At 60.1% G+C, this 20,963-nt stretch carries 13 protein-coding genes; 7 read left to right on the forward strand and 6 right to left on the reverse strand.

Annotation, left to right across the window (positions count from 1 at the left end; all coding sequences use genetic code 11):
• Nucleotides 1–33 precede the first annotated feature (33 nt).
• Both H1B37_RS03905 and H1B37_RS03910 read right to left on the reverse strand, forming a co-directional pair.
• The gene (locus H1B37_RS03905) at nucleotides 34–1,410 is read right to left on the reverse strand and encodes a sulfatase-like hydrolase/transferase (protein WP_286177401.1); all 1,377 of its coding nucleotides are present in this window, start codon (nucleotides 1,408–1,410) and stop codon (nucleotides 34–36) included.
• A gap of 121 nt (nucleotides 1,411–1,531) precedes the next feature.
• A complete protein-coding gene (locus tag H1B37_RS03910) occupies nucleotides 1,532–2,611 on the reverse strand; it encodes a sulfatase-like hydrolase/transferase (RefSeq protein ID WP_182865313.1) in 1,080 nt (359 codons plus the stop codon).
• A gap of 286 nt (nucleotides 2,612–2,897) precedes the next feature.
• Between H1B37_RS03910 and H1B37_RS03915 the strand changes: the two genes are divergently transcribed.
• Nucleotides 2,898–3,650 carry an HpcH/HpaI aldolase family protein gene (locus H1B37_RS03915; RefSeq protein ID WP_286177402.1) on the forward strand — a complete coding sequence of 251 codons (753 nt, stop codon included), beginning with the start codon at nucleotides 2,898–2,900 and terminating at the stop codon, nucleotides 3,648–3,650.
• 106 nt (nucleotides 3,651–3,756) lie between these two features.
• On the opposite strand, the gene treZ is transcribed toward H1B37_RS03915, so the two are convergent.
• A complete protein-coding gene (gene treZ / locus H1B37_RS03920) occupies nucleotides 3,757–5,580 on the reverse strand; it encodes a malto-oligosyltrehalose trehalohydrolase (protein ID WP_182865315.1) in 1,824 nt (607 codons plus the stop codon).
• Nucleotides 5,581–5,897: 317 nt separating this feature from the next.
• Here treZ and H1B37_RS03925 point away from each other — a divergent pair, with 317 nt between their 5' ends.
• The 3 genes from H1B37_RS03925 (at nucleotide 5,898) to H1B37_RS03935 (ending at nucleotide 9,738) form a co-directional block, all read left to right on the forward strand.
• On the forward strand, nucleotides 5,898–7,034 hold the full coding sequence (locus tag H1B37_RS03925; protein ID WP_286177388.1) for an endonuclease/exonuclease/phosphatase family protein: 1,137 nt from the start codon (nucleotides 5,898–5,900) through the stop codon (nucleotides 7,032–7,034).
• 88 nt (nucleotides 7,035–7,122) lie between these two features.
• On the forward strand, nucleotides 7,123–8,304 hold the full coding sequence (locus H1B37_RS03930; RefSeq protein WP_182865316.1) for a glycosyltransferase: 1,182 nt from the start codon (nucleotides 7,123–7,125) through the stop codon (nucleotides 8,302–8,304).
• Between the two features lie 729 nt (nucleotides 8,305–9,033).
• Nucleotides 9,034–9,738, forward strand: coding sequence for a putative signal transducing protein (locus tag H1B37_RS03935; protein ID WP_182865317.1), 705 nt, complete (start codon nucleotides 9,034–9,036; stop codon nucleotides 9,736–9,738).
• A 207-nt stretch (nucleotides 9,739–9,945) separates the two neighbouring features.
• On the opposite strand, the gene H1B37_RS03940 is transcribed toward H1B37_RS03935, so the two are convergent.
• Both H1B37_RS03940 and H1B37_RS03945 read right to left on the reverse strand, forming a co-directional pair.
• Nucleotides 9,946–11,337 carry a DUF1501 domain-containing protein gene (locus H1B37_RS03940; RefSeq protein WP_182865318.1) on the reverse strand — a complete coding sequence of 464 codons (1,392 nt, stop codon included), beginning with the start codon at nucleotides 11,335–11,337 and terminating at the stop codon, nucleotides 9,946–9,948.
• A 104-nt stretch (nucleotides 11,338–11,441) separates the two neighbouring features.
• Nucleotides 11,442–14,312: a PSD1 and planctomycete cytochrome C domain-containing protein gene (locus H1B37_RS03945; protein WP_220498026.1), complete on the reverse strand. Its 2,871-nt coding sequence runs from the start codon at nucleotides 14,310–14,312 to the stop codon at nucleotides 11,442–11,444.
• Nucleotides 14,313–14,500: 188 nt separating this feature from the next.
• On the opposite strand from H1B37_RS03945, the gene H1B37_RS03950 reads away from it, so the two are divergent.
• A complete protein-coding gene (locus H1B37_RS03950; protein WP_182865320.1) occupies nucleotides 14,501–15,622 on the forward strand; it encodes an aminotransferase class V-fold PLP-dependent enzyme in 1,122 nt (373 codons plus the stop codon).
• A 101-nt stretch (nucleotides 15,623–15,723) separates the two neighbouring features.
• Here the strand turns inward: H1B37_RS03950 and H1B37_RS03955 are convergent, their stop codons facing one another.
• Nucleotides 15,724–16,758, reverse strand: a complete 1,035-nt coding sequence (locus H1B37_RS03955; protein ID WP_220498027.1) for an amidohydrolase family protein — start codon at nucleotides 16,756–16,758, stop codon at nucleotides 15,724–15,726.
• Nucleotides 16,759–16,780: 22 nt separating this feature from the next.
• Here H1B37_RS03955 and H1B37_RS03960 point away from each other — a divergent pair, with 22 nt between their 5' ends.
• A complete protein-coding gene (locus H1B37_RS03960) occupies nucleotides 16,781–18,001 on the forward strand; it encodes a M20 family metallopeptidase (protein WP_182865321.1) in 1,221 nt (406 codons plus the stop codon).
• 37 nt (nucleotides 18,002–18,038) lie between these two features.
• A complete protein-coding gene (locus H1B37_RS03965) occupies nucleotides 18,039–20,960 on the forward strand; it encodes a tetratricopeptide repeat protein (protein ID WP_182865322.1) in 2,922 nt (973 codons plus the stop codon).
• Nucleotides 20,961–20,963: the final 3 nt, after the last annotated feature.

The raw sequence follows: 20,963 nt of genomic DNA on the forward strand, positions 1-20,963 counted from the left end.
CTTCCGGTCGTCGCGCGCCCCTGCCGTCTCACGTCACTTTTTCTTGCGTTTCGGTTTCGTCCGGTACGTGGCTCCCTTGTCGGCCGGGAGGGATTGATGCCAATGGATCAATGCGCGTGTTAACTCGGCCACCGTTTCGGGGTGTTGGGACGCGACGTTGTTTTTCTCTGCACGATCGGTTTCAAGGTTGTACAGCTGTGGATCCGATCCGTCGTACTCACAGAGCAGTTTCCACTTGCCCGACCGAACGGCCAGGTCTGGAAGATCGTCTTCGCCGTAGAACGCATCGCGATCCGGCGGCCGACGAAAGAAAATCGGCGCTTCGCGTGAGCCACCTTCACCGAGCAGCGTGTCGACGAGTGCCTCGCCGTCAAACGTGACGCCTTCCGGCTGTGGCGTGCCGGTCAAGGCCAACACGGTCGGGACAAGATCGATCGCCGCAAACACCGAGGTCGTGTCCACATGGTTTTGCTTGTGGAGAATCTTTGGCCCCCAGGCAACCAACGGCGATCGCACTCCGCCTTCGTACAAATGGGTCTTGTAACCTCGAAACGGCCCCGCTTCCCCCGCGCCCGGCTGAGGTCCGTTGTCCGAACAAATTAAAATCAATGTGTTGTCACGCAACGCCGGGTCATTTCGAATTCGGTCGAACAACGCTGCGAATTGTTTGTCCATGGCTTCGAGCACCGATAGGTAGAGCCGACGCATGGATCCGTCACCCCAAGTCTCGACCGGCGGCCAGAACGGCGCGTGCACGTCATCGGGCCAAACGTTGATGTAGAACGGTTTGTCGGCTGCGGTGGCCTGGTCGATAAAGGAAACCGCCGCATCGACGAAGCCCGACGTGATCTCCGAACGGAGCATCCATCGATACCCTTCGCCGAGGTTTTCGGCACGATCCCAAATCCGCCCCGGTTCTTTGTCGCCGGGCTTTAGCGTCAACGGCAGCAGCTTCGGCCCCATGCCTTCAAAATTGGTCAGCGACGCGTCAAATCCATAGTCGGTGATCGGGGGCGCATCGTTGACATCACGCTGGCCGCCCATGTGCCATTTTCCGAAATGCCCGGTCGCATAGCCGGCCTGATGCAACGACCGTGCCAACATCGGTGCTTGGGGATCTAACCACTGGGCCATGCCGCGTTCTTCGTTGCTGTTGCGGTTGTTCAAGTACGACGTGATCCGCCAGCGCTGGGGATATTGCCCGGTTGAAATCGCCACCCGCGAGGGAGAGCAAATCGGCGAGTTGACGTAGAACTGCTCGAATCGAATCCCTTCGGCAGCCAGTCGGTCGATGTTCGGCGTCACCGCATCCTGATTGCCAAAGCACGAGAAATCGCCCCAGCCCATGTCGTCGATGAAGACCAAGACGATGTTCGGCGGTGTCTCCGCGGCCTGGCATGACTTTTCCATGCCGACGGCACACGCAGCGACCGCCAGTAGCAAAATGCACTGTGCGAGCCAACGACAAACGGGAAATACAGTTCGCATCATGATTGATCCTATTTGTGGGAATTCTGATGTTGTTGTTGTCTCACGCGCACCGGCCCCGAACGATGGATGGACGTGGCCTGATTGACCGCGCCAGGCAGCTCGCCGCGTTCGGTTGCGACGTCGCGGCCTTCGTGGAGCGGTTGGCGATCGGGTGTCGGATCACGGGGAACACTGTCGCCGGTTTCCGCTTTCCATCGCTCAAGTAAAGCACGCATCCGAAATAGATGAAGTAGGTGTTTTCGGCGATCCCCTGACGCTTCAGTTCCTCGAACAATTCACCGACATAGTGATCCGTCCGAGAGACTTCGTGGTAATAATTTGCCAACTCCTGACGCGTCAACGGACCATCGGCCATCATCGGCGGCACGCGGATCGCTGCCGGATCGTACGTGGGGGCTTTGTCGTTGGGGGTGAACGGGTGATGGGCATCGTGCGAGGCGAACCAGGCGAAAAAAGGGCGATCCTGCGGCCGGTCGCGGAGATGGTCCACCCACTGTTCAGCCCCGGCCGGTTTGCTGTCGGAGCGGACCTCGAACCCGAGCCGATGCGTATTCGGCCCCATGTGATTCTTGCCCGACAGAATCGTGTGATAGCCCGCCTTGCGCAGCGAGTTCACAAACGTCGGTTGATCCGGCGGAAGCGGATTGTGCAATTCGGGCGCGCCGGTGTTGTGGGGATACCGGCCGGTGATAATCGAACACCGACTCGGCGAACACGAACTGGTCGTCAGGAACGCGTTGTCAAACACCAACGCGCGTTTTGCCAACGCGTCCAAGTTGGGTGTGTGGACGAAGTCGTTGCCGTAGATTCCCAGATCCCGTGGGCTGATGTCGTCGGTGATGAAGAAAACAAAGTTAGGCTTCCCTTTCAACCTCCCCTTTTCACTGGCACTCAGACGCTTCGGCTCGGGCGTGTTGAGTTTCGTGGCAAGAATGCCAACACACTTGTCCTTCATCGGCTCGATCGCCCCGAGCGGCAGTTCCGCATAGGGTTTTTTCACCAGTGGAGCACGGTTGAAGATCGGCGCGACCGCATCGGATTCCGCCTGCGCGAGTTCGCACGGAAAAAATGCCAGGGCGATCGGGATCAGCAGCAGTCCGGCGAGGTGCGAATGCTTCATGAAATTCGGGTACGGCCGTTGCGTCGGTGGCGGGGGGGCGAGAAACTGGCGAGGCAAGAGGTGGATCAATGTTTTCAGCTGCGGACAATTCCGCTGCCAAAGGCGGAATCCCGGTTTCGCAGGAGCATATTCTAGCCCGGTTCGCAGCAGGGCTGAATGAGATCATCCGTCGTGGCAATGAGGAATGTTGCCAAACGCAAGGATCGCGATTGCAGTATGATGCAACCGAGCAGCAGCGCAATTTATTTCGCCGAGCAACCATTTCGCCAAGGAAAATCGCGTGACGATGCAGTGGATCGACAAGCAACGATTGCGACACGAAGTCGTCGCGGGCACCTTTTTGAATTTGGGGTCGGCGACGGCTGTCGAAATCGCCGCCGGCGTGGGCTTTGATTGGCTGTTGATTGACCTGGAGCACGGCTCGGGTTCCTTGGCCGATCTGCGGTCGATGCTGTTGGCCTGTCGCGGCGGCAATGCCGCTGCCATCGTGCGTCTCCGTTCGGTCGACCCGGACACGGTCAAGTTTGTGATGGACAGTGGCGCCGCAGGGGTGATGTTTCCTTACGTCAGTTCGGTCGATGAGGCTCGCAACGCGGTTCGTTGCATGAAGTACCCACCGCAGGGCAGTCGTGGCGTGGCCGGTGTGATCCGAGCAACCGACTATGGGCGGAACTGGAAGCCGTACTTCGAAGAGGCGAACGAGAACAGTCTGGTCATCGTTCAAATCGAAACACCGGAGGCCGTCGCGGCGGCCGAGGAGATCGCTGCGGTCGACGGCGTGGACGTGTTGTTCGTCGGCCCGCTGGACCTGTCGGTCAACCTGGGACATCCCGGTGAATTCAGCCATCCGGAAGTCGAACAAGCGTTCCAACACGTCGTCGAGTGCTGCGAACGTCAGGGCAAATCGGCGGGAATCCTGACCAAAGACGGCCTGGTCAATCGGCACAAAGAACAAGGATTCCGTCTGCTCGCCTACGGATCCGACTCGGGCGCCATCATCAGCGGAATGCATGGCTATCTGGCCGCGCTACGCGAGTAATGACACACCGCCGTAGAACTGCCCACCGTAGCACGGCCGTTCCGGGCGGTCCCCCAAGGCCTCCGGCCGTGGCGTCCCATCGCGGCCGACTTCTGCCCTTCGCGGCTTACCGAAGCGATCGCCGATAGACGCGGGCATGATTGGATCGCAACCCGTCGGCACTCTGCTCACTGGCACGTTGACCTTCGACGCCGTGCGAGTCCATGGCCAAATCACCTTCGACGTCGATTTCAACCACATCGTCCGGTTCGGTTTGTGGCGAAAGGCGAACAGCAACCGTCAGCTGTTCGTTTTCGTCGGCGTATCGCAACACGTACAAATTGTTCTCTAGGTCCGACCGGACGGCCAAGTTGGCGTCGACCAGCAAGCCGCTTGCACGCGTCTGTTTACGCAGCCGGATCAGTTCACGGTACCACCGCAATGTCACTGCGTCGCCGTCAGCTTGGGTCCCGATCTTTGCCGATGTGAACGCCGCCGGGTCGGTCGGCAGAATGCCACCATCCCAATCGTGTTGCGGGTACTCTCGACGACGGCCTTGGACGACCGCGTCGCGCAGATGCTGGTCGGAAAAATCGACGAAGAACCGGAACGGATGTTCGCACGCGAACTCTTCGCCCATAAACAGCATCGGGATCGCCGGGACCAATATCATCAGCGCCGCGGCAGCCCGATGGGCGTCGGGCGATGTCAATTGATGCAAGCGGACGCCCAGCGGATGGTTGCCGATAAAGTCGTGGTTCTGGATCGAATACACCAAACCGCTGGAATCGACACGCCGATCCGGTGTGCTTCGGCGGCGTTCCTGTCGCAGCGTCCCTTCATAGACGTATCCGTGACGCAAGGTGTGGTCCAAGTCTGTCTTGGGATGGTACGTGCGATGGGAGAGTTGTTCGCCGGGCCGCAGGACGGAAAACGTGCTGTGCAAAAAATCATCGCACCACATCGCATCAAACCCGATCCCTCCACTTGTCCGCGGCAATGTCATTTCGGGGTCGTAAACATTGGATTCGGCGATCAGCATCACTTGGCGTTGGTTCTCACGCGCCCAGGCCGCGACTTCATCGCTGATCTCGGCGACCACGTGGGGCTCGCGGTCATCGGCCATGCAGTGAATCGCGTCGACACGCAGGCCATCGAGATGAAACTCATCCAACCAGTAAATCGCGTTGGCGGCAAAGAAACGCCGAACCGCATCACCGTGAAGGGGACAATCGAAATTCGGTGCATCTCCCCAAACGGTCCGGTGCTTGGACGACAGGTAGGGGCCGAATTCGGGCAGGTAGTTCCCCTCGGGGCCCAAGTGGTTGTAGACGACGTCCAAGAACACGGCCAAACCGGCGGCGTGGGCGGCATCGACAAATCGGCGGAAGTCGTCGGGGGGGCCGTAGGCGTCGGCCGGTGCGAACAGGGCGACGCCGTCATAGCCCCAGTTCCATCGGCCGGCCGATGCGGCAACCGGCATCAACTCGATCGCGGTGATTCCCAGTTCAACGAGTTCGCCGATCCGATCGATCGCTGCGGCAAACGTGCCCTCGGCGGTAAACGCTCCCAGATGCAACTCGTAAACGATCAACTCGTCTCGGCCGGGCGGGCGATAACGCTGGTCGGTCCATTCGAATTGCCGATCCACCACTTCGCTTGGTCCGTGCACCCCTTGCGGCTGATACCTCGATGCCGGATCGGGGCGTGGCGGCCCGCCATCGACACGATAATAGTACCGAGCCCCTGCCCCAACACCCGCGATCGTCGCACGATGATACCCGGCATCGTCCTTTTCCATTTTGATCGCTTGCGGTCCGTCGACCACGTCAACGAGGACTTGGTCGGCGAGTGGTGCCCAAACACAAAAGGTCGTCGAGCCATCGGGCGTCGGTCGGGCGCCCAGGTATTGATGCACCTCAATCGTGGGGCAATTATGAATCTCAATCATCGGTTCTGGTTAAACGTGACGGAAAACAAGTCAGCTGACTTAGCGTAAGGGAAAGTCCAGGGTAGGCTACCGGGCCAGCATCGACGAACAGCAGATTCCCCGAATCCGCGCTGCCCCTGCATGCCAAACCAAGAGTTGGCGGTTGCTTGGTTTTCGGGTAGCGGAACTCGCCAAGGATTTCGCACTGGCGCGGCGACGCCGCGCCGGGAGACCGAAAGCCTTGGCGGCTTTCGCTACCTCACGAACCCGAACTCTGGGCTGCGGCGGACTGCGATTGACGTTGCTTGGCGGCAGACAAACTTCGACACGGAAACCCAATGTATAAAAAGACGTCGTTGATTCGAATGACCCTCGCGCTGCTGATCGTATTCCTCCTGGTCACCAATGCGACTGCCCAGAAAACCATGCGGAACACCCTTCGGATCGCGACGTTCAATGTCTCGCTGTACGGAAAACAGCAAGGTCAAATCCGCGATCGCCTCTCCGGCCGCGAGGATCTGCAGGCCAAACGGATCGCGAGCATCGTGCAAACGGTTCGCCCGGACATCCTGCTGGTCAACGAACTCGATTACCAGCCCGATTCGGCACCGGCCAAGTTGCTGGCCGAAAACTACTTCGCCGTCCCGCAGGACTCGGTGACAGGCGATGAAAAACTTTGGCCGATCGAATATCCACATTGGTTTAGTGCGCCCAGCAATACCGGAATCGACTCAGCCTTGGATTTGAACAACGACGGAAAACTGGGGTCCGGTAGCGACGCCTGGGGCTATGGAATCTATCCCGGCCAGTACGCCATGACCGTCTACAGCCGCTATCCGATCGACACGAAATCGATACGCACGTTTCAAAACCTGCTCTGGATGAATCTGCCGGGCGCGATCAGGCCGCGGATCCCAGCGACCGGCCAGCCCTATTACGAAGATGCGACTTGGGCCAAGCTGCGTCTGAGCAGCAAGAATCATATCGACGTGCCGATTCAGGTCGGCGATCGAGTCATCCACGTCCTCGCCAGCCACCCGACTCCACCGGTGTTCGACGGCCCCGAAGACCGCAATGGCGCCCGAAACCACGACGAAATCCAGTTTTGGAATCACTATCTGGACGCCGACGACACGGCCCGCACATGGCTCGTCGACGATGACGGCCGCGCCGGTCCCCTTGATGCCGACGCCAGTTTCGTCGTGATCGGCGATTTGAACGCCGACCCGATCGACGGCAGCGGTCGCCGTGAAGCGATCATCCGATTGTTGAACCATCCCCGCACCCGAGACGTCCATCAAAGCAAGACCGCCGATTTCGGACGCAACGGACGGATGCGGGTCGACTACGTTCTTCCAAGTCGCGACCTCGACGTCGTTGACAGCGGCGTGTTCTGGCCCGACGACAGTGATCCACAGAGCACGTGGATCAAGGCCTCCGACCATCGCCTGGTCTGGATCGAAGTGAAACGATAAACGTGAAACAAGCATCTTGCTTGTCATTGCCGGGGGCATTCGTTCAACTGTCTGCCACGCCCGATCTTCTCTTTTGGATTGTCACCGCATGCCAGATCCGCGCAAACGAGTCTTGTTGATGGTCAGCTCGATGCGCGGCGGCGGCAGCGAACGGCAGGTGTTGTTGCTTTCGCAAACTTTGGACCGATCACGATTCGAACCACATCTTTATTTGACCGAAAGGGCCGGCGAATTCCTGGATCAGGTCCCTTCGGACGTTCCGATCCATTCGTTCGACACCTGCCAGGATTCCGGCGGCGTCTACATTCCCGGCCGACAACTTCGCCGGCAGACCGAGTTTCTGCGCAGTGTGATTCGCGACAACCGAATTGACGTTGTTTACGACCGCACCTTTCACATGACGTTGATAGCCGGTAAAGCGGCGGCGGGAATCCGCAGGATTTCCACGATCGTCAGCCCGCCGCACTTGGCGCTGCCGCTGGTCGAAAAACGTTTCGTCACGCTCAAACGTCGCCGGCTGGCGGCGGCGTACCGCAACTCCGACGTCGTCGTCGCCGTCAGCCGACAAGCCGCCGAGTCGGCCGAATCGTACTACGGTCTGCCCAAGGGCAGTGTTGTCGTCATCAAAAACCCGGTCGACGCGATGAGCCTGCGCAAGGCTGCCGGCACACCACCGCTTCGATCATCCGATCAAGCCGTGTTGGTTTGTGTCGGCCGGATGACCGAAGAGAAAGGGCATGCGGATTTGATCGATGCGCTGGCGATGCTGCAACCAAAGTGGCCCGAGACGCGTTCGGATTGGACGCTGCGGATGATCGGCGACGGGCCGTTGCGCGGCGGCCTACAGACGCGCGCCGAGTCACTCGGCTTGGCCGGCCGGATTCAATTTGTCGGCAGCCTGGCCAGTGCGGCCGCGGAGATCAACGCGGCCGACGCGTTGGTGTTGCCGTCCCGTTTCGAAGGCATGCCGAACGTGGTCTTGGAAGCGATGGCGCTCCTCACGCCGGTGATCGCCACGCGTGCCGGCGGAACGATCGAACTTGAGGGCGACGCGCCCACCGCCTTCTGGGCCGAACCCGGCAATCCCTCGTCGCTCGCCCAAGCGATCTTGCGGTTCGCAGCCAACCCCGATCAAGCCGCTGCGCAATGCCTTGCAGCACAGCAACGGATCGATTCGGACCACCATCCCGCCGCGGTCACCCGGCAGATCGAAGACCTGCTCTCCCCGGCCGCAAAAAGGGGACGGCCGCGAAAAAGGGGACGGGGGTAGTTTAGCTGTACTACGGCCCTTCCGGGCGGTCGCCACTCGCTGCCACGCAGCGACCGGGAATCGCCTCAAGGCTAAACACCGGCGGTTGCTAAGTTCGCAACGCCCTTTGACTTCCCATTGCCACTGGCAGAATTTTGCGACGAAATCTGCTAGGCTCAGGAGAGCTGAACCAGTGCCCCGCAACGTTGCGACGACGCGGGTCGGGCAAGCCAGATTCCGATGAAAAACAGACAACCCGTTGGTGTTTAAACGGTTCTATTTTGGCGAGAAAAAAGACGTCTACGAGCGTGCCGGCGTCGGCGTCGGCGAGTACTTGATCTATGAGAAGATCGAGGGGCATGTCCAATGGTAGCATCACGACGGTTCCACATTCATCGCAATCCGACACGAGACTGGTATTTTCAGAAGCCGGCTGATTCCCGGGCTTTGGCCTGACGTCGATGCGCTGCAAAAGGCAGATGCGAACCAGTTGTTCAAAACTTTGAAGTAAGGATGGAAAGAACCTTGAACGCCGCAACATCCAGCCTGGAAAGCAAGACGGACGCCGAACTGTTGGAAGATCTGAAAGGGACCCCCGTCCCGAATGGCACGGGTTTCAGCCAATACGCTGAGCCGTAGACGCTAGCCTCGGGCCTTACAAGTCTCGAAGGGCAATCCAAGGCCCGCGGCTAGCGCCGTCGGCTCACTAAGCCCATGCCATTCACCCCCGTCCCCTTAAGGAGATCGTCCTTGCGAACGTTGCAGATCTTCAGCAATGCCGTTGAAGCGGAGATTCTCCGCACGCGGTTGGACGCCGCCGGGATTCTGGCGGTCGTCAATGGAGGCGAAGTCGCAACGATGCTCAGCCACATCGGTTCTGCGGTCGTGCGGGTACGCCTGGAGGTGGCGCCGGAGGACTTCCAGCGGGCGAAAGAGATTTTGGAAGAGGACCAGATCGAACGCTACGAGCGAACGGCATGGCAGTGCAGCCGCTGTGACGAACGCAATGAACCGTTGTTCGATCTTTGCTGGAGCTGCGGAAAGCCGCGGGACGAGTCGGATCCTTCACGCCCCTTACTGGAGTTGGAATCGCCGGTCATCCGAGAGTCCGGCCCGATCGTCATTGCCGATCAGCCGCCGCGAAAACCGCCCAGTTCCAATCCCTACGCGCCGGTCGTGCCTGTCAACGACCATGGCGGCCGGCGAGCGGAACTGGAGGGAGCGGAGCAAGATTCGCGCGACGTCGAGCTGGTGGCACGCATTTTTCGTGGTGCGGTCAGCGGAATCTTAGTTCTGCCGCCGTTGCTGACCTTTTACGTGCTGTTCTTGTTAATCTTCGAAGTCCCCAAGGGGGCCTATCAAGACTCCCGATTTTTTTGGCGTTTACTGGCGTCGTGGTTCTGCTGCCTGATCGCAATCGTCTTCGCGGCGGTGGTCTGGTCGGGGTTGTTCTGAGCGGCGTTGGATACCAAGTGGAATCAGCAACCGTTGGTGTCTAGCCTTCAGGCGATTCCCCCTCGCTGCAAAGCAGGGACCCCGGGCGGCTAAAGCCCGCTACCCGCTAGGTTAGGCGTCGTATCCTCTGGGCGTTTCTCTACCGCACGCTCCACCGGATTTCGTGTGCTTCGTGTTTTTCGTGGTCAAAAATCCGCGTTTCTCCGGTTAAGCGAAAATCTCTTTCGCCACGACGCCTTCGACGTCGGTCAATCGAAAGTCACGCCCTGCGTAGCGGTAGGTCAAACGCTCGTGGTCCAGCCCCATCAGGTGCAGGATGGTCGCGTGCAGGTCGTGAACGTGCATCTTGTTTTCCACGGCGTAGTAACCGTAGTCGTCGGTCGCACCATAGGCGAAACCTCCCTTCACTCCGCCGCCGGCCATCCACATCGTGAACCCGTGCGGGTTGTGATCGCGACCGTTGCTGCCCTGGGCCGTCGGCGTGCGTCCGAATTCACCGCCCCATAAAACCAGCGTGTCGTCGAGCAGCCCCCGTGCCTTTAAATCCTGCAGGAAACCCGCGATCGGACGATCGACTTCGGCCGCGTTCTTGGTGTGGCCCTGGTACAGCCCCGAGTGCTGGTCCCACTGGACGACGCTGTCGCTGTGCGTGACCTGGACGAACCGGACGCCTTGTTCCAGAAACCGCCGCGCCATCAAACACTGTCGACCGAAATCTTCCGTGACCGGATCATCGATCCCATACAGACGCTGCGTCGCGGCAGACTCCGACGCAAGGTCCTGGATCTCGGGCATCGCGGTCTGCATGCGATACGCCAGTTCGAACGAATTCAATCGCCCCTCAAGCGCCTGGTCGCGACCGGCCAGCTCCAGGTGCGTGCGGTTCATCGACGCGATCAGATCCAGTTGCCGACGTTGTGACTCGGGATCGATCCGATCGTTGCGAATGTGTTTGACCTTGGCCGCGGTCGCCGGCAGACTGGCGTTGCCGATCGGCGTTCCCTGGCAGTGTGCCGGCAAAAACGCGGCTCCCCAGTTGTTGACTCCGCCGTGGGCCAGCGTCGGGCAGATCGTCACAAACGCCGGCAGGTTCTCATTTTCGGTTCCCAGTCCGTAAACCAACCAAGACCCCATGCTGGGCCGGACAAATTGATCGCTTCCGGTGTGAATCTTTAACAGTGCGCCGCCGTGCGCGGGATTGGTTCCATGCACCGATCGCAGCACGCACAGGTCATCGACATGGCGGGCGACGTTGGGGAACAACTCGCTGACCGGCAATCCGCTCTGGCCGTACTGCTTGAACTTCCACGGCGACTTCAGCAAGTTGCCTTGCTTGGCAAACGTCACGTCGGGCAAATCGAACGGCGGCGCCTTGCCGTGGTCTCGATCCAATTGCGGCTTGGGGTCGAACGTGTCGACGTGTGACGGGCCGCCTTTCATGAACAGGAACACGATCCGTTTGGCCCGTGCCGGAAAATGGGGGCCTTTGGGCGCCAGCGGATTGTCCGTCGCCATGGCTTCCTGGCCCAGCATGGCGGAAAACGCCAAGTGGCCGAATCCGATCGCCGAGGTTCGCAGAAGTTGTCGTCGGGACTGCATGGAGGATGCCTTTGAAATCGGGCGGAGAACCCGTGTGGGATTCTGAAGTGGGATAGGCTTCCAGCCTGTCAACGCGGCAACGACAGGCTGGAAGCCTATCCCACTTATCGAACATAAATAAATTCGTTGCTGGCCATCAGACTTTGGCAGAACAGCGACCAAGCCTGCTGCTGCCGATCGTCTACCGCGTCGCCACCGTCGGTCAACTGTGAAACAAACCGAATCGCACGTTCAATTTCATGCGGCGACGGTTCGCGTCCCACCGCGCGTCGATAGGCCTCGGCGACGCGATCGATATCATCTTTGGATTGCGCCAGCACCGACCCGGCCAACGCATCGGCCGATTCCATCACCAGGCTATCGTTCATCAACAGCAAGTTTTGGGGTGCGATCACGGTCGCGTTGCGCGAACCGGTGGGCATCGTCGGGTCGGGGTAATCGAATTGCGTGAAGAACGCGTACAAGTTGTTTCGAATCACCGGCAGGTACAACGCGCGTCGCACGCTGTCGTATTTCGTGTGGTCTTCGGAGGTGTGATTGAAGACGAATTGTCGGTTCCGCAGCGGCAGGGTCTTGCCGCCGATCTCGCGGTTCAAACGCCCCGAGACCGCCAGGATGGAATCGCGGATCTGTTCGGCTTCCAAACGCCGCAAGTTCGCTTTCCAAAGCAAGCGGTTTTCCGGGTCGATCGTCGCATAGCGTTGTTCGTCGGGATGCAATGACGCGAGACGGTAGGTGTTTGACCGCAGGATCATTCGGTGCAGGTCCTTGATCGACCATCCGCCGGCCATGAATCGTCTGGCCAGCCAGTCCAGCAGGTCCGGATGCGACGGCCGATCACCCAGCCGTCCAAAGTTTTCGGTCGTCCGCACCAACGCCTCACCGAAGTGCCATCCCCAAATCCGATTGACGATCACACGGGCGGTCAGCGGGTGCCGGGTGTCGGCCATCCAACGCGCCAATTGCAACCGACCGCTCTGCCCGCTGGGAAAGACGGGGCGCACGGTGGAGTGTCGCATCACTTTGGGGAACTCACGCGCGACCGGTTCCCCCAGGTTCTTGTAGCTGCCTCGAATATGAATCGGCAATCGCTCGACCACGTCGCCTTCGCTGACCCCCATCGCGGCGGTTTCGTCGGCCGCGACGCTTTCAAAGGCCCGTGCCTCGTCCATCAACCGGTAGTACTCCGCCAGCGTTTCGGGATCGAAGGCAAAGGATTCCTTGGCGGGAACGGCCAAAAAGCCGGCGTTGTCCAGCAAGGCCGCCCGGGCCGCTTGGAGCGTCGGATCATCCAGCGTGGTCGCTTTCGGGTTTTGCTTCTTTGCCGCGGCGAACGCCTGCTCGGCGCGCGCAAACAAATCGCCGTAGTGTCGCCGGATCGCATCGACGTCTCCTGCGTCGGCGAGTTGGTGCCAGGTGACCCACAGCGGATCATCGCGGTGAAAATCCAAGTGCATCCGGCAGTGGTGCAGGATTCGGGGGTGCAGCGAAAGTGGCTTGGCGATTTCGGCGACGGTCGTCAGCGGCATGGCGACGTCGAAGCGGGCTGCGGCGGCCAGGTAGTCGGCTGCGTTTTCGCGTGCCGCTTGGCGGATCTTTGCGATCGCCGCGTTTTTGAAACTCGCCGCCGCTTTCTTTTTGGCTGCGATCTGCGCATCGATCTCCTTCAGCCGCGCCGCTTCCTCCTCCGAGGAAAACGAATGTTCGTACCAGTGTTTGATCGCACCGGTATTGGAATCGCCCAGCGTCTTGGTGCTTTTGAAGATCGCGGCCAAGGCGTAGTAATCGGATTGCATGATCGGATCGAACTTGTGATCGTGGCACCGCACGCATCCGAAAGTCATTCCCAGAAAGGCTTTGCCGAGCGTGTCGAGCTGTTCATCGATGATGTCCATTTCCAGCTTTTGTCGATCGGGTTCGGCCAACACCTTGGCCCCCAGTGCCAGGAACCCGGTGGCGGTTTTGGTTTCACGGTTTGCTTCGGGCAGCAAGTCGCCGGCAATTTGTTCGATCAGAAATCGGTCGTACGGTTTGTCGTTGTTGAAGGCATCGACGACATAATCACGGTAGCGCCAGGCTTGGCCGTAACCCAAGTTTTCGTCCAGCCCGTTGGAATCGGCGTAGCGTGCCACGTCCAACCAATGCCTTCCCCAGCGGACTCCATAGTGCGGTGAATTCAGCAGGCGTTCGATCAATTTGTCATAAGCCGACGGCGACTGGTCGGCGACGAAGGCTTCGATCTGGTCGGGTGTCGGCGGTAATCCGATCAGGTCCTGTGTGATCCGGCGAATCAGCGTGACCTTGTCCGCCGGTGGTGCCGGTGACAGGCCGTTTTCCTGGAGCCGCGCCAGGACAAACGCGTCGATCGGGTTTTCCGTCCACTGCGAATCGTCGACCTGCGGAATCGCGGGATCTCTCACCGGACGGAATGCCCAAAACTGTCGCCCCTGGTCGATGCTCATGCCCGATGGACTGTGGTCGGCGGGAAGCTCTGGCGAATCGGGATCCGAGCTGGCGGGCACTCGCGGATCGGCCGCGCCCTCGGTGACCCATTTCTCCAACACCTTGATGGCGCGCTCGGGCAGCGGATTCCGGGGCGGCATCTGCAGGTCACGGTTCTGATACCGAATCGCCTGGATCATCAAACTCGCGTCGGCATCCCCGGCCACGATCGCCGGTCCGGAGTCGCCGCCTTCGGCCAGTCCCGCGCGAGTGTCCAGCCGCAGGCCTCCCCGGACGCTGCCTTCGGCCGAATGACAGTCGTAACAATGTTCGACCAACACCGGACGGACTTCCTTTTCAAAAAACGCGATCGCTTGTGGCGACGCTTCCTGGGCGAGTCCGGCCGACGCTGCGATCGTAAACGCAAACGCCGTCAGGCAACCAAGTAGACGCTGGGGGGTGTCCAGAAACAGACTGGGAACATGCATGGGGCGAATCAGCATGACAGGGGGGAAGGCGGGCGGGACGTTCATTGTAGCCGTTCGTTACACTGTCGTCAGCAAAATCAATCCCGGCGAATAGGACAGCCATGATTCCGCCCGTACGATGGCCCCTCCGGGCCGTCGATCGAGGGGATTCGACGACCTGAACGGCCGTTGTCCAACCGAAACGCCGTCGAACAACCGGCGACAAAAGCCTCTCTAACCAGCGATACTTCCCCATGCTGAACGAATCCTCGCGACAGCGCGATTTCCCAGCTCTCTCGGGCAAGGACTACTTCAACACGGCCGCCGAAGGGATTACCCCGACCGCCGTGCTCGATGCACTTCATCGATATGGTCAAGACAAACTGTTGGGCATGGACGGACGCGAGTTGCACGCCAAAGTTTGGGACAGTGCCAAACAACACATCGCCCGGTCGTACGGATTGACTGCCGACGAAGTCAGTTTGTGTTCGTGTTCGTCCGAGGCGTACAACTTGGCCGCGTTGGCACTGGGGCTGCGTGAAGGCGACGAGGTCGTGATCAACGACCTGGACTTTCCGGCCGGTGCGACGCCGTGGTTGCATGAGCAATGTCCGGCGACGGTCAAGGTCTGGCGGGCCCGCGAGTGGTCGCTCCGCATCGAAGACTTGATTCCATTGTTGGGCCCTCGGACGCGCCTGGTCACGACTTCATTGGTCAGTTTTTTTAACGGGCACAAAGTCAATCTGCCAGAAATGGTCGGCACGGTCCGGCGGCACTGCCCCGCGTTAATCTCGGTCGACGTCACCCAAGCACTCGGCCGCATCCCGCTCGATTTGCGCGACGTTGATCTGATCGTCAGTTCGACCCACAAATGGATCCTGGCTTCACACGGCGGCGGGTTGGTGGGCGTGCCGTCATCGAGTGCCGCGCGATTGACGGCACCGGCGGGCGGTTGGTTCCATTTGGAAAACGCATTCGATGCTGATCGATTCGAGCATGCCGTTGCCAAACAGGGCGCCGCCAGTTTTTCAGTCGGCATGCCCAACTATCCGGCCGTCTATGCCGTCGAGGCCGGTTTGCGGTACATCCAGTCGGTCGGCGTCGAAACCATCGACGCCCATTGCCGCCCCTTGGTTCGGATGTGCCTGGATGAACTGAAACGATTGCCCGTGGAATTGATCACGCCCGATCACCCGGATCATTTGGCGGGAATCGTGGCGTTCATGCACCCCGACGCACAGCGGATTTATGACGCGTTGCATCAACAGAACATTCACGTGATGTGCCACGCCGGACGTTTGCGAATTGCGATCCATGGATACAACGATCAAGCGTCCGTGGAGCGATTGATCGACGTGCTACGAAAGACGCTGTAGTGGACGAGGCTGCTCGGTGTTCGGGGTAGCGGAACTCGCCAAGAGTTTCGCACTGGTGTGGCAACACCGCACCAGGGGACCGAAAGCCTTGGCGGCTTCCGCTACCGGCCGATCGCCCCGAAGAACACCTTCTCGGCGGTCTTTCGCAGCATCCAACTGCGATCACGGTCGGTCAAAAAGTCCAACTTGTACCGAATCAAATCGATCGAGTCGTGATAGGTGTGCCCGCCTTGAACCTGGTAGGGGCAATCGGTCGCCCACATCAACCGATCGCTTCCGAACGCATGAGCCAATCGGTGAATCATCGGGCCCAGGTCGGTGTACGGCGCCGCTTTTTTTCCGAGTGCATAAAACGCGGACGTTTTGACATACGTTTGTTTGTGTTCGGCTAGACGGCACAGCGCGTCCAGATCTCGCTGGGAAATCGTGCCATCGATCCCGATCCTGGCGAAGTGATCGATCACGACAGGCGTCTGGGGAAACTGCCGGCACATCTTGTTGACCGACGGAAGGTATTCCGGGTTGATCAGCGGGCAGATTGCCAGGGATTCGTCGGCCGCACAGGCCCACATTTTTTTCATCCCGTCCCCGGACAACCAACGGTCCGGATCGCGTTTGCCCGACACGATGCGGAATCCCCGTACGCCTTTGGCTTTCAATGCTTTCATGGTCTCCGCCGGGCGGTCGTTCGGATCGATCACGGCCACACCGGAAAACCGCCCCGGGGCTTTTTCGATCACGTCCAGCATGTACGAATTGTCAAATCCGTAAAAACTCATTTGAATCAACACGATTCGGCTGACACCCGATGGCTCGGCCAGTCGCCACAATTGTTCGGGGGTAAAACTGGGCGGCTGCATTGCCGAGACGTCGTAGCGATCATCCAGCGGGTACGATTTCGTATCCGGCGTCCACACATGCACGTGCGCATCGATGTACCCTTTACCGGCAACGGACTGTGCGGCGTTGGACTGTGCGGCGTTGGACTGTGCGGCGTTGGACTGTGCGGCGTTGGACTGTGCGGTGACAGGTTTGTGTGTCATGCACGTCGCAGCGGCGGCCGCGGTGGCTGTCATCCATGCACGGCGCGTCAAACGGTTGCCTTGCCGAGCGTGAACTTGATCGATTTGACTCATTTGCCTGCGAGGCTCCCTTTTGATGGACGACGATTCACCGCTGGCGATCTTGAAGCAATTGATTCGGATTCCCAGCCAAAACCCGATGGGACATGACCATCGGGGGCCGGAGTGGTGCGAACAGGGCATGAGCGATTGGCTGTGCCGATTTTTCGCAAGGCACAACATACATCATCGGTACGACCAGATCGAACCGGGCCGTGGAAATGTGATCGCGAGACTGGATGGCGATCCCGACCGCCCCACGCTGTTGTTGGACGCCCATCAAGACACGGTCCCGGTGGCCGGCATGCCGATCGATCCGTACCAGCCCCTGGAGCGAGGCGGGCGGGTGCACGGGCGGGGAGCCTGTGACGTGAAAGGCCCGATGGCAGCGATGTTGTCCGCCGTCGCACGTCTTCGTCGCGAGGACCCACATTCACGCAACAATCTGATCGTCTCGTTGACCTGTGACGAAGAACTGGGGCAGATCGGCGCCAGCGATTTGGCTCGGCGGATCAACACCGGTGACGCGTTGCTTTCGCCGAAACCCGATCTGGCGATCGTCGCCGAACCGACGGATTTGAACGTCGTGGTCGCGCACAAGGGTGTCTTGCGATGGCGGATCCGCACCTCCGGCATCGCCGTGCACAGCAGCCGTCCGACGCTCGGTCGCAACGCGATCTATGGCATGGCGCGAGTGATCGGCGGTTTGGAACAACTGGCCGCCCAGTTGCAATCCGATTCACCCGAGCATCCACCCTCTGCCACGCATCCGCTATGCGGTCGCCCGTCGCTCAGCGTCGGGACGATTCGCGGGGGTGAAAGCGTGAACATTGTGCCGGAGTGGTGTGTCATTGAAATCGACCGCCGAGTGGTGCCGGGCGAATCCTTCGACACAATCCTGCGGCAAACGCAGCAGGCGTTAGCGGATGGTTGTGGCGTTGAATTCGAGATGCTGCCGCCGGACACCAGCTGTGAACCGCTGGTCGATGGTGACAACGGTGCCCTGGCCGATTCTTTGGTCGCGCTGACCAAACGCATCGCCGGCGCGTCGCAAGCGATCGGGGTCGGTTTCGCCACCCAGGCACCGAAGTTCGCCGCCGTCGGCATCCCCACCGTGGTTTTCGGCCCCGGATCGATCGACCAGGCCCATACCAAAGACGAATGGATCGAGGTCGACGCGTTGAACCAGGGGGCGGAAATTCTGTATCAGTTTGCCAAACAGCGGCGGTGGTCCAATGCACGGTGCGGTTTAGAATGAAGGCGATCGTCTTGTCGAATTTGCGGAGCCCTGCACCATGTTTACCGTCTCGTGCCAGTGTGGTCAGCAGGTCCAGGTTCGGCCATCCAAGGCAGGGACGACGATGCAGTGTCAATGTTGTGGCGGACGGTTCAACGTTCCCTCGCTGGGCGAGATGAAGCGCCGCCAACAACGCAACGAAACCATTGTCGGCCAACAGGTCGGTCCGGCGAAATCGGCCAGGGATGCCCAACTGTCCGAGATCCCGAGTTCTTTTTATGTGCATTTGTGTGGCGAAGTGGGATCGACGGCGCGCATCTCCACAACTGCCATCGAAAACTATTCCGGCGTCGTCGCCCACGCGGTCGACACGCTGATTGCCCAAGCCGACACGGACGACGGGTTTGAGCTGATGGTGTCGTTGGCGTTGTTGCCCGGCGCGACGCGGTTGATGCAGATCGAAACCGCCCCAAATGTCCCCGGCGACGGCCCCACCTGCGGGCGAGAGGGTTTGGTGGACCAGATCACTCGACGCATCGAATCGCTCGCGCTGCCCGATGTCGAGCACGGTCCGGTCGCGTTCTTGATGTATCGCCGGGTCAACCTCGATCCGGTCACCAAGCTCGGAATCAAACCGTTCAGCCGGTATCGCAGCGAGATCGAAACGTGCGGCATCGACGACGCATTGATGCGAGCCGCCGGCCTGATCGAACCAGCATCGGATCGAACCAACCCGCTGATGAAATGGTGGAACCAAGGCGTCAGTCGGTTGCGAGCGTTTGTTTCGAAACCGGCGGCTAAGGAAGATCCGACACCGACGCCGCAGCAGGTGTTCCAAGAAACCAGTGCGTGGATCGAATCGACCGAAGAACGGTACGCGGGCACGTCCGATGCGGAACTGCAACGTCTGCTGCGCCAAAGCCCCTCTGAACTAACGCTGCACGTCGCCTCGGCGGCGCGATTTGCCAACCGCGAAGAGTTTGAAAACGCGATTCAGGCGTATTCCGATGCGATCCAACTGGCCCCCCAGTGTGCGCCGCTGCTGGGCCGCCGCGGCTGGTACCATTACGTCGCCGGCAATCATCAGGCGGCGCTGATCGATCTGAATCGAGCGATCCAATTGGTCCCCTCGGCCGCCTGGTTCTACCTCCATCGCTCACAGATTTACTCGGGGCTGGAGGCTTGGGAGCAGGCGGAATCGGATTTGGGCACGGCGATCGGATTGGCCCCCCGCGAACCGGCGTTCCGGTTCCGCCGCGCGGAACTGCACCTCGGCCGAGATCAGCTGGCACCCGCGCTCGACGACCTGCTGCCGATCCTGCGGCTTGATCCCCACAACGGCGCCACCCATGCCATGTTGGGTTGGTTGTACCAGCAAGACGAACTGCACGATGAATCTTTGGCGATGGAGCATTTGACCCGTGCGATCGAATTGGTGCCCGATGCGATCGCGCCACGGCTGCATCGCAGCATGTTGTACCTGTCGCAGAACAAGTTCGAACTGGCGCGAGTCGATTGCGACAACGCGCTCGGCTTGCAACAGGACGAAGGCCAGGCTCACGCGCTTCGCGGTCGAATCCTGCAGATGCAAGGCGAGTTCGACGAGGCGATCCGATCGTGCGATCGCGCGATCGAATTGGGCGTCGAAACACCCGCCGTTTTCTTGACCCGCGGATTTTGTTACGCCGCGACCGAGCAACGCGATCTGGCCTTGGCGGATTGCCACGCCGTGTTGGATCTGGATCCGAAAAACCCGATCGCATTGCATTTGCTCGGGTCACTCAGTTTGCAACAAGGCGAATTGGACGCCGCGATGGAAGCCCTGACCGAAGCGAGTCGGTTGGCGCCCCAGTGGACCGAACCTCGCGAGCAAATCGCGTTGTTGCACCGCATGAACGAAAATCCCCAAGCGGCCATCGACGAACAGTCCGCGTTGATCGAACAACAACCCGCACAGCCCGCGCACTACGTCAATCGAGCGTTCGCGCACACGCAGGCCGGCAACCACGACGACGCCTTGAACGATTACCAGCGGGCGTGCGAGTTGGACCCGGAAAACGAACACATCTTTTTCCTCCGGGGATGCTTCTTGATGGACCGCCAGGAAGACGAACTGGCACTGGAAGACTTTAATCGGGCGCTGGAATTGTCGGGCGTGTACGACGGCGCGCGGTTACGACGGGCCGCCGTGCTGATGCGACTCAAACGCCACGATCAAGCTCTGGAGGACTACGAGAAACTGATTGAAAAGTATCCCGACGATCCGTACGCGTACTCCGGTCGCGCCTATGCCCATCAAATGCAAGGTGATGAATCGGCAGCCGAAGCCGACATCGATCGACTCGCCGAAATCGCGCCCGAGGACGCCCAGGAAGCGGCGCTCCAATCGTTGCAAGCCAAAGTCATTCGGCTCGAAGGCCTGGAACGCTATGACGACGCGATCGCGGTCGCCGAAGAAATCATCGAGATGGACCCCGACGCGGCGGTCGGGTATCGCTTGCGAGGATGGATCCGCTGGTACTCTGAACAGCATGTCGAAGCCGTTGACGATTACACGCGTCTGTTGGAACTGTCATCCGAGGATCCCGATCCAGAACTGTTAAGCTCGCGCGGCCAGATCTACGCGGAAATGGGTGAATGGGACAACGCGTTGGCGGACCTGGATGCCGCCGTCCGGCTCAGTCGAACCGCGGGATTGCACCAGTTGCTCGCGTTCGCACTCAACGGACGCGCCTTCGCCTTGGCGGGGCTGGAGCGAACGAGTGAATCCGAGCGTGATTTCGAAGAATCCATCCGACTGTGCCCCGGCAATGCCTGGGCACGCTACAACCGTGGCATCGTGTTCTACAAGCATGGCCAACACGATCAAGCCAAAACGATGCTCCTACAGGCGCTGCAATTGGACGGTCCCCCGCTGACCAAACGCAAACGCCAACGCGCCGAAGCGGTGCTCGAGCGTTTAGCAACCAGCCAGTCGTGAAGT

The sequence above is a fragment of the Stieleria mannarensis genome (assembly GCF_014154935.1).
GTDB lineage: Bacteria > Planctomycetota > Planctomycetia > Pirellulales > Pirellulaceae > Stieleria > Stieleria mannarensis.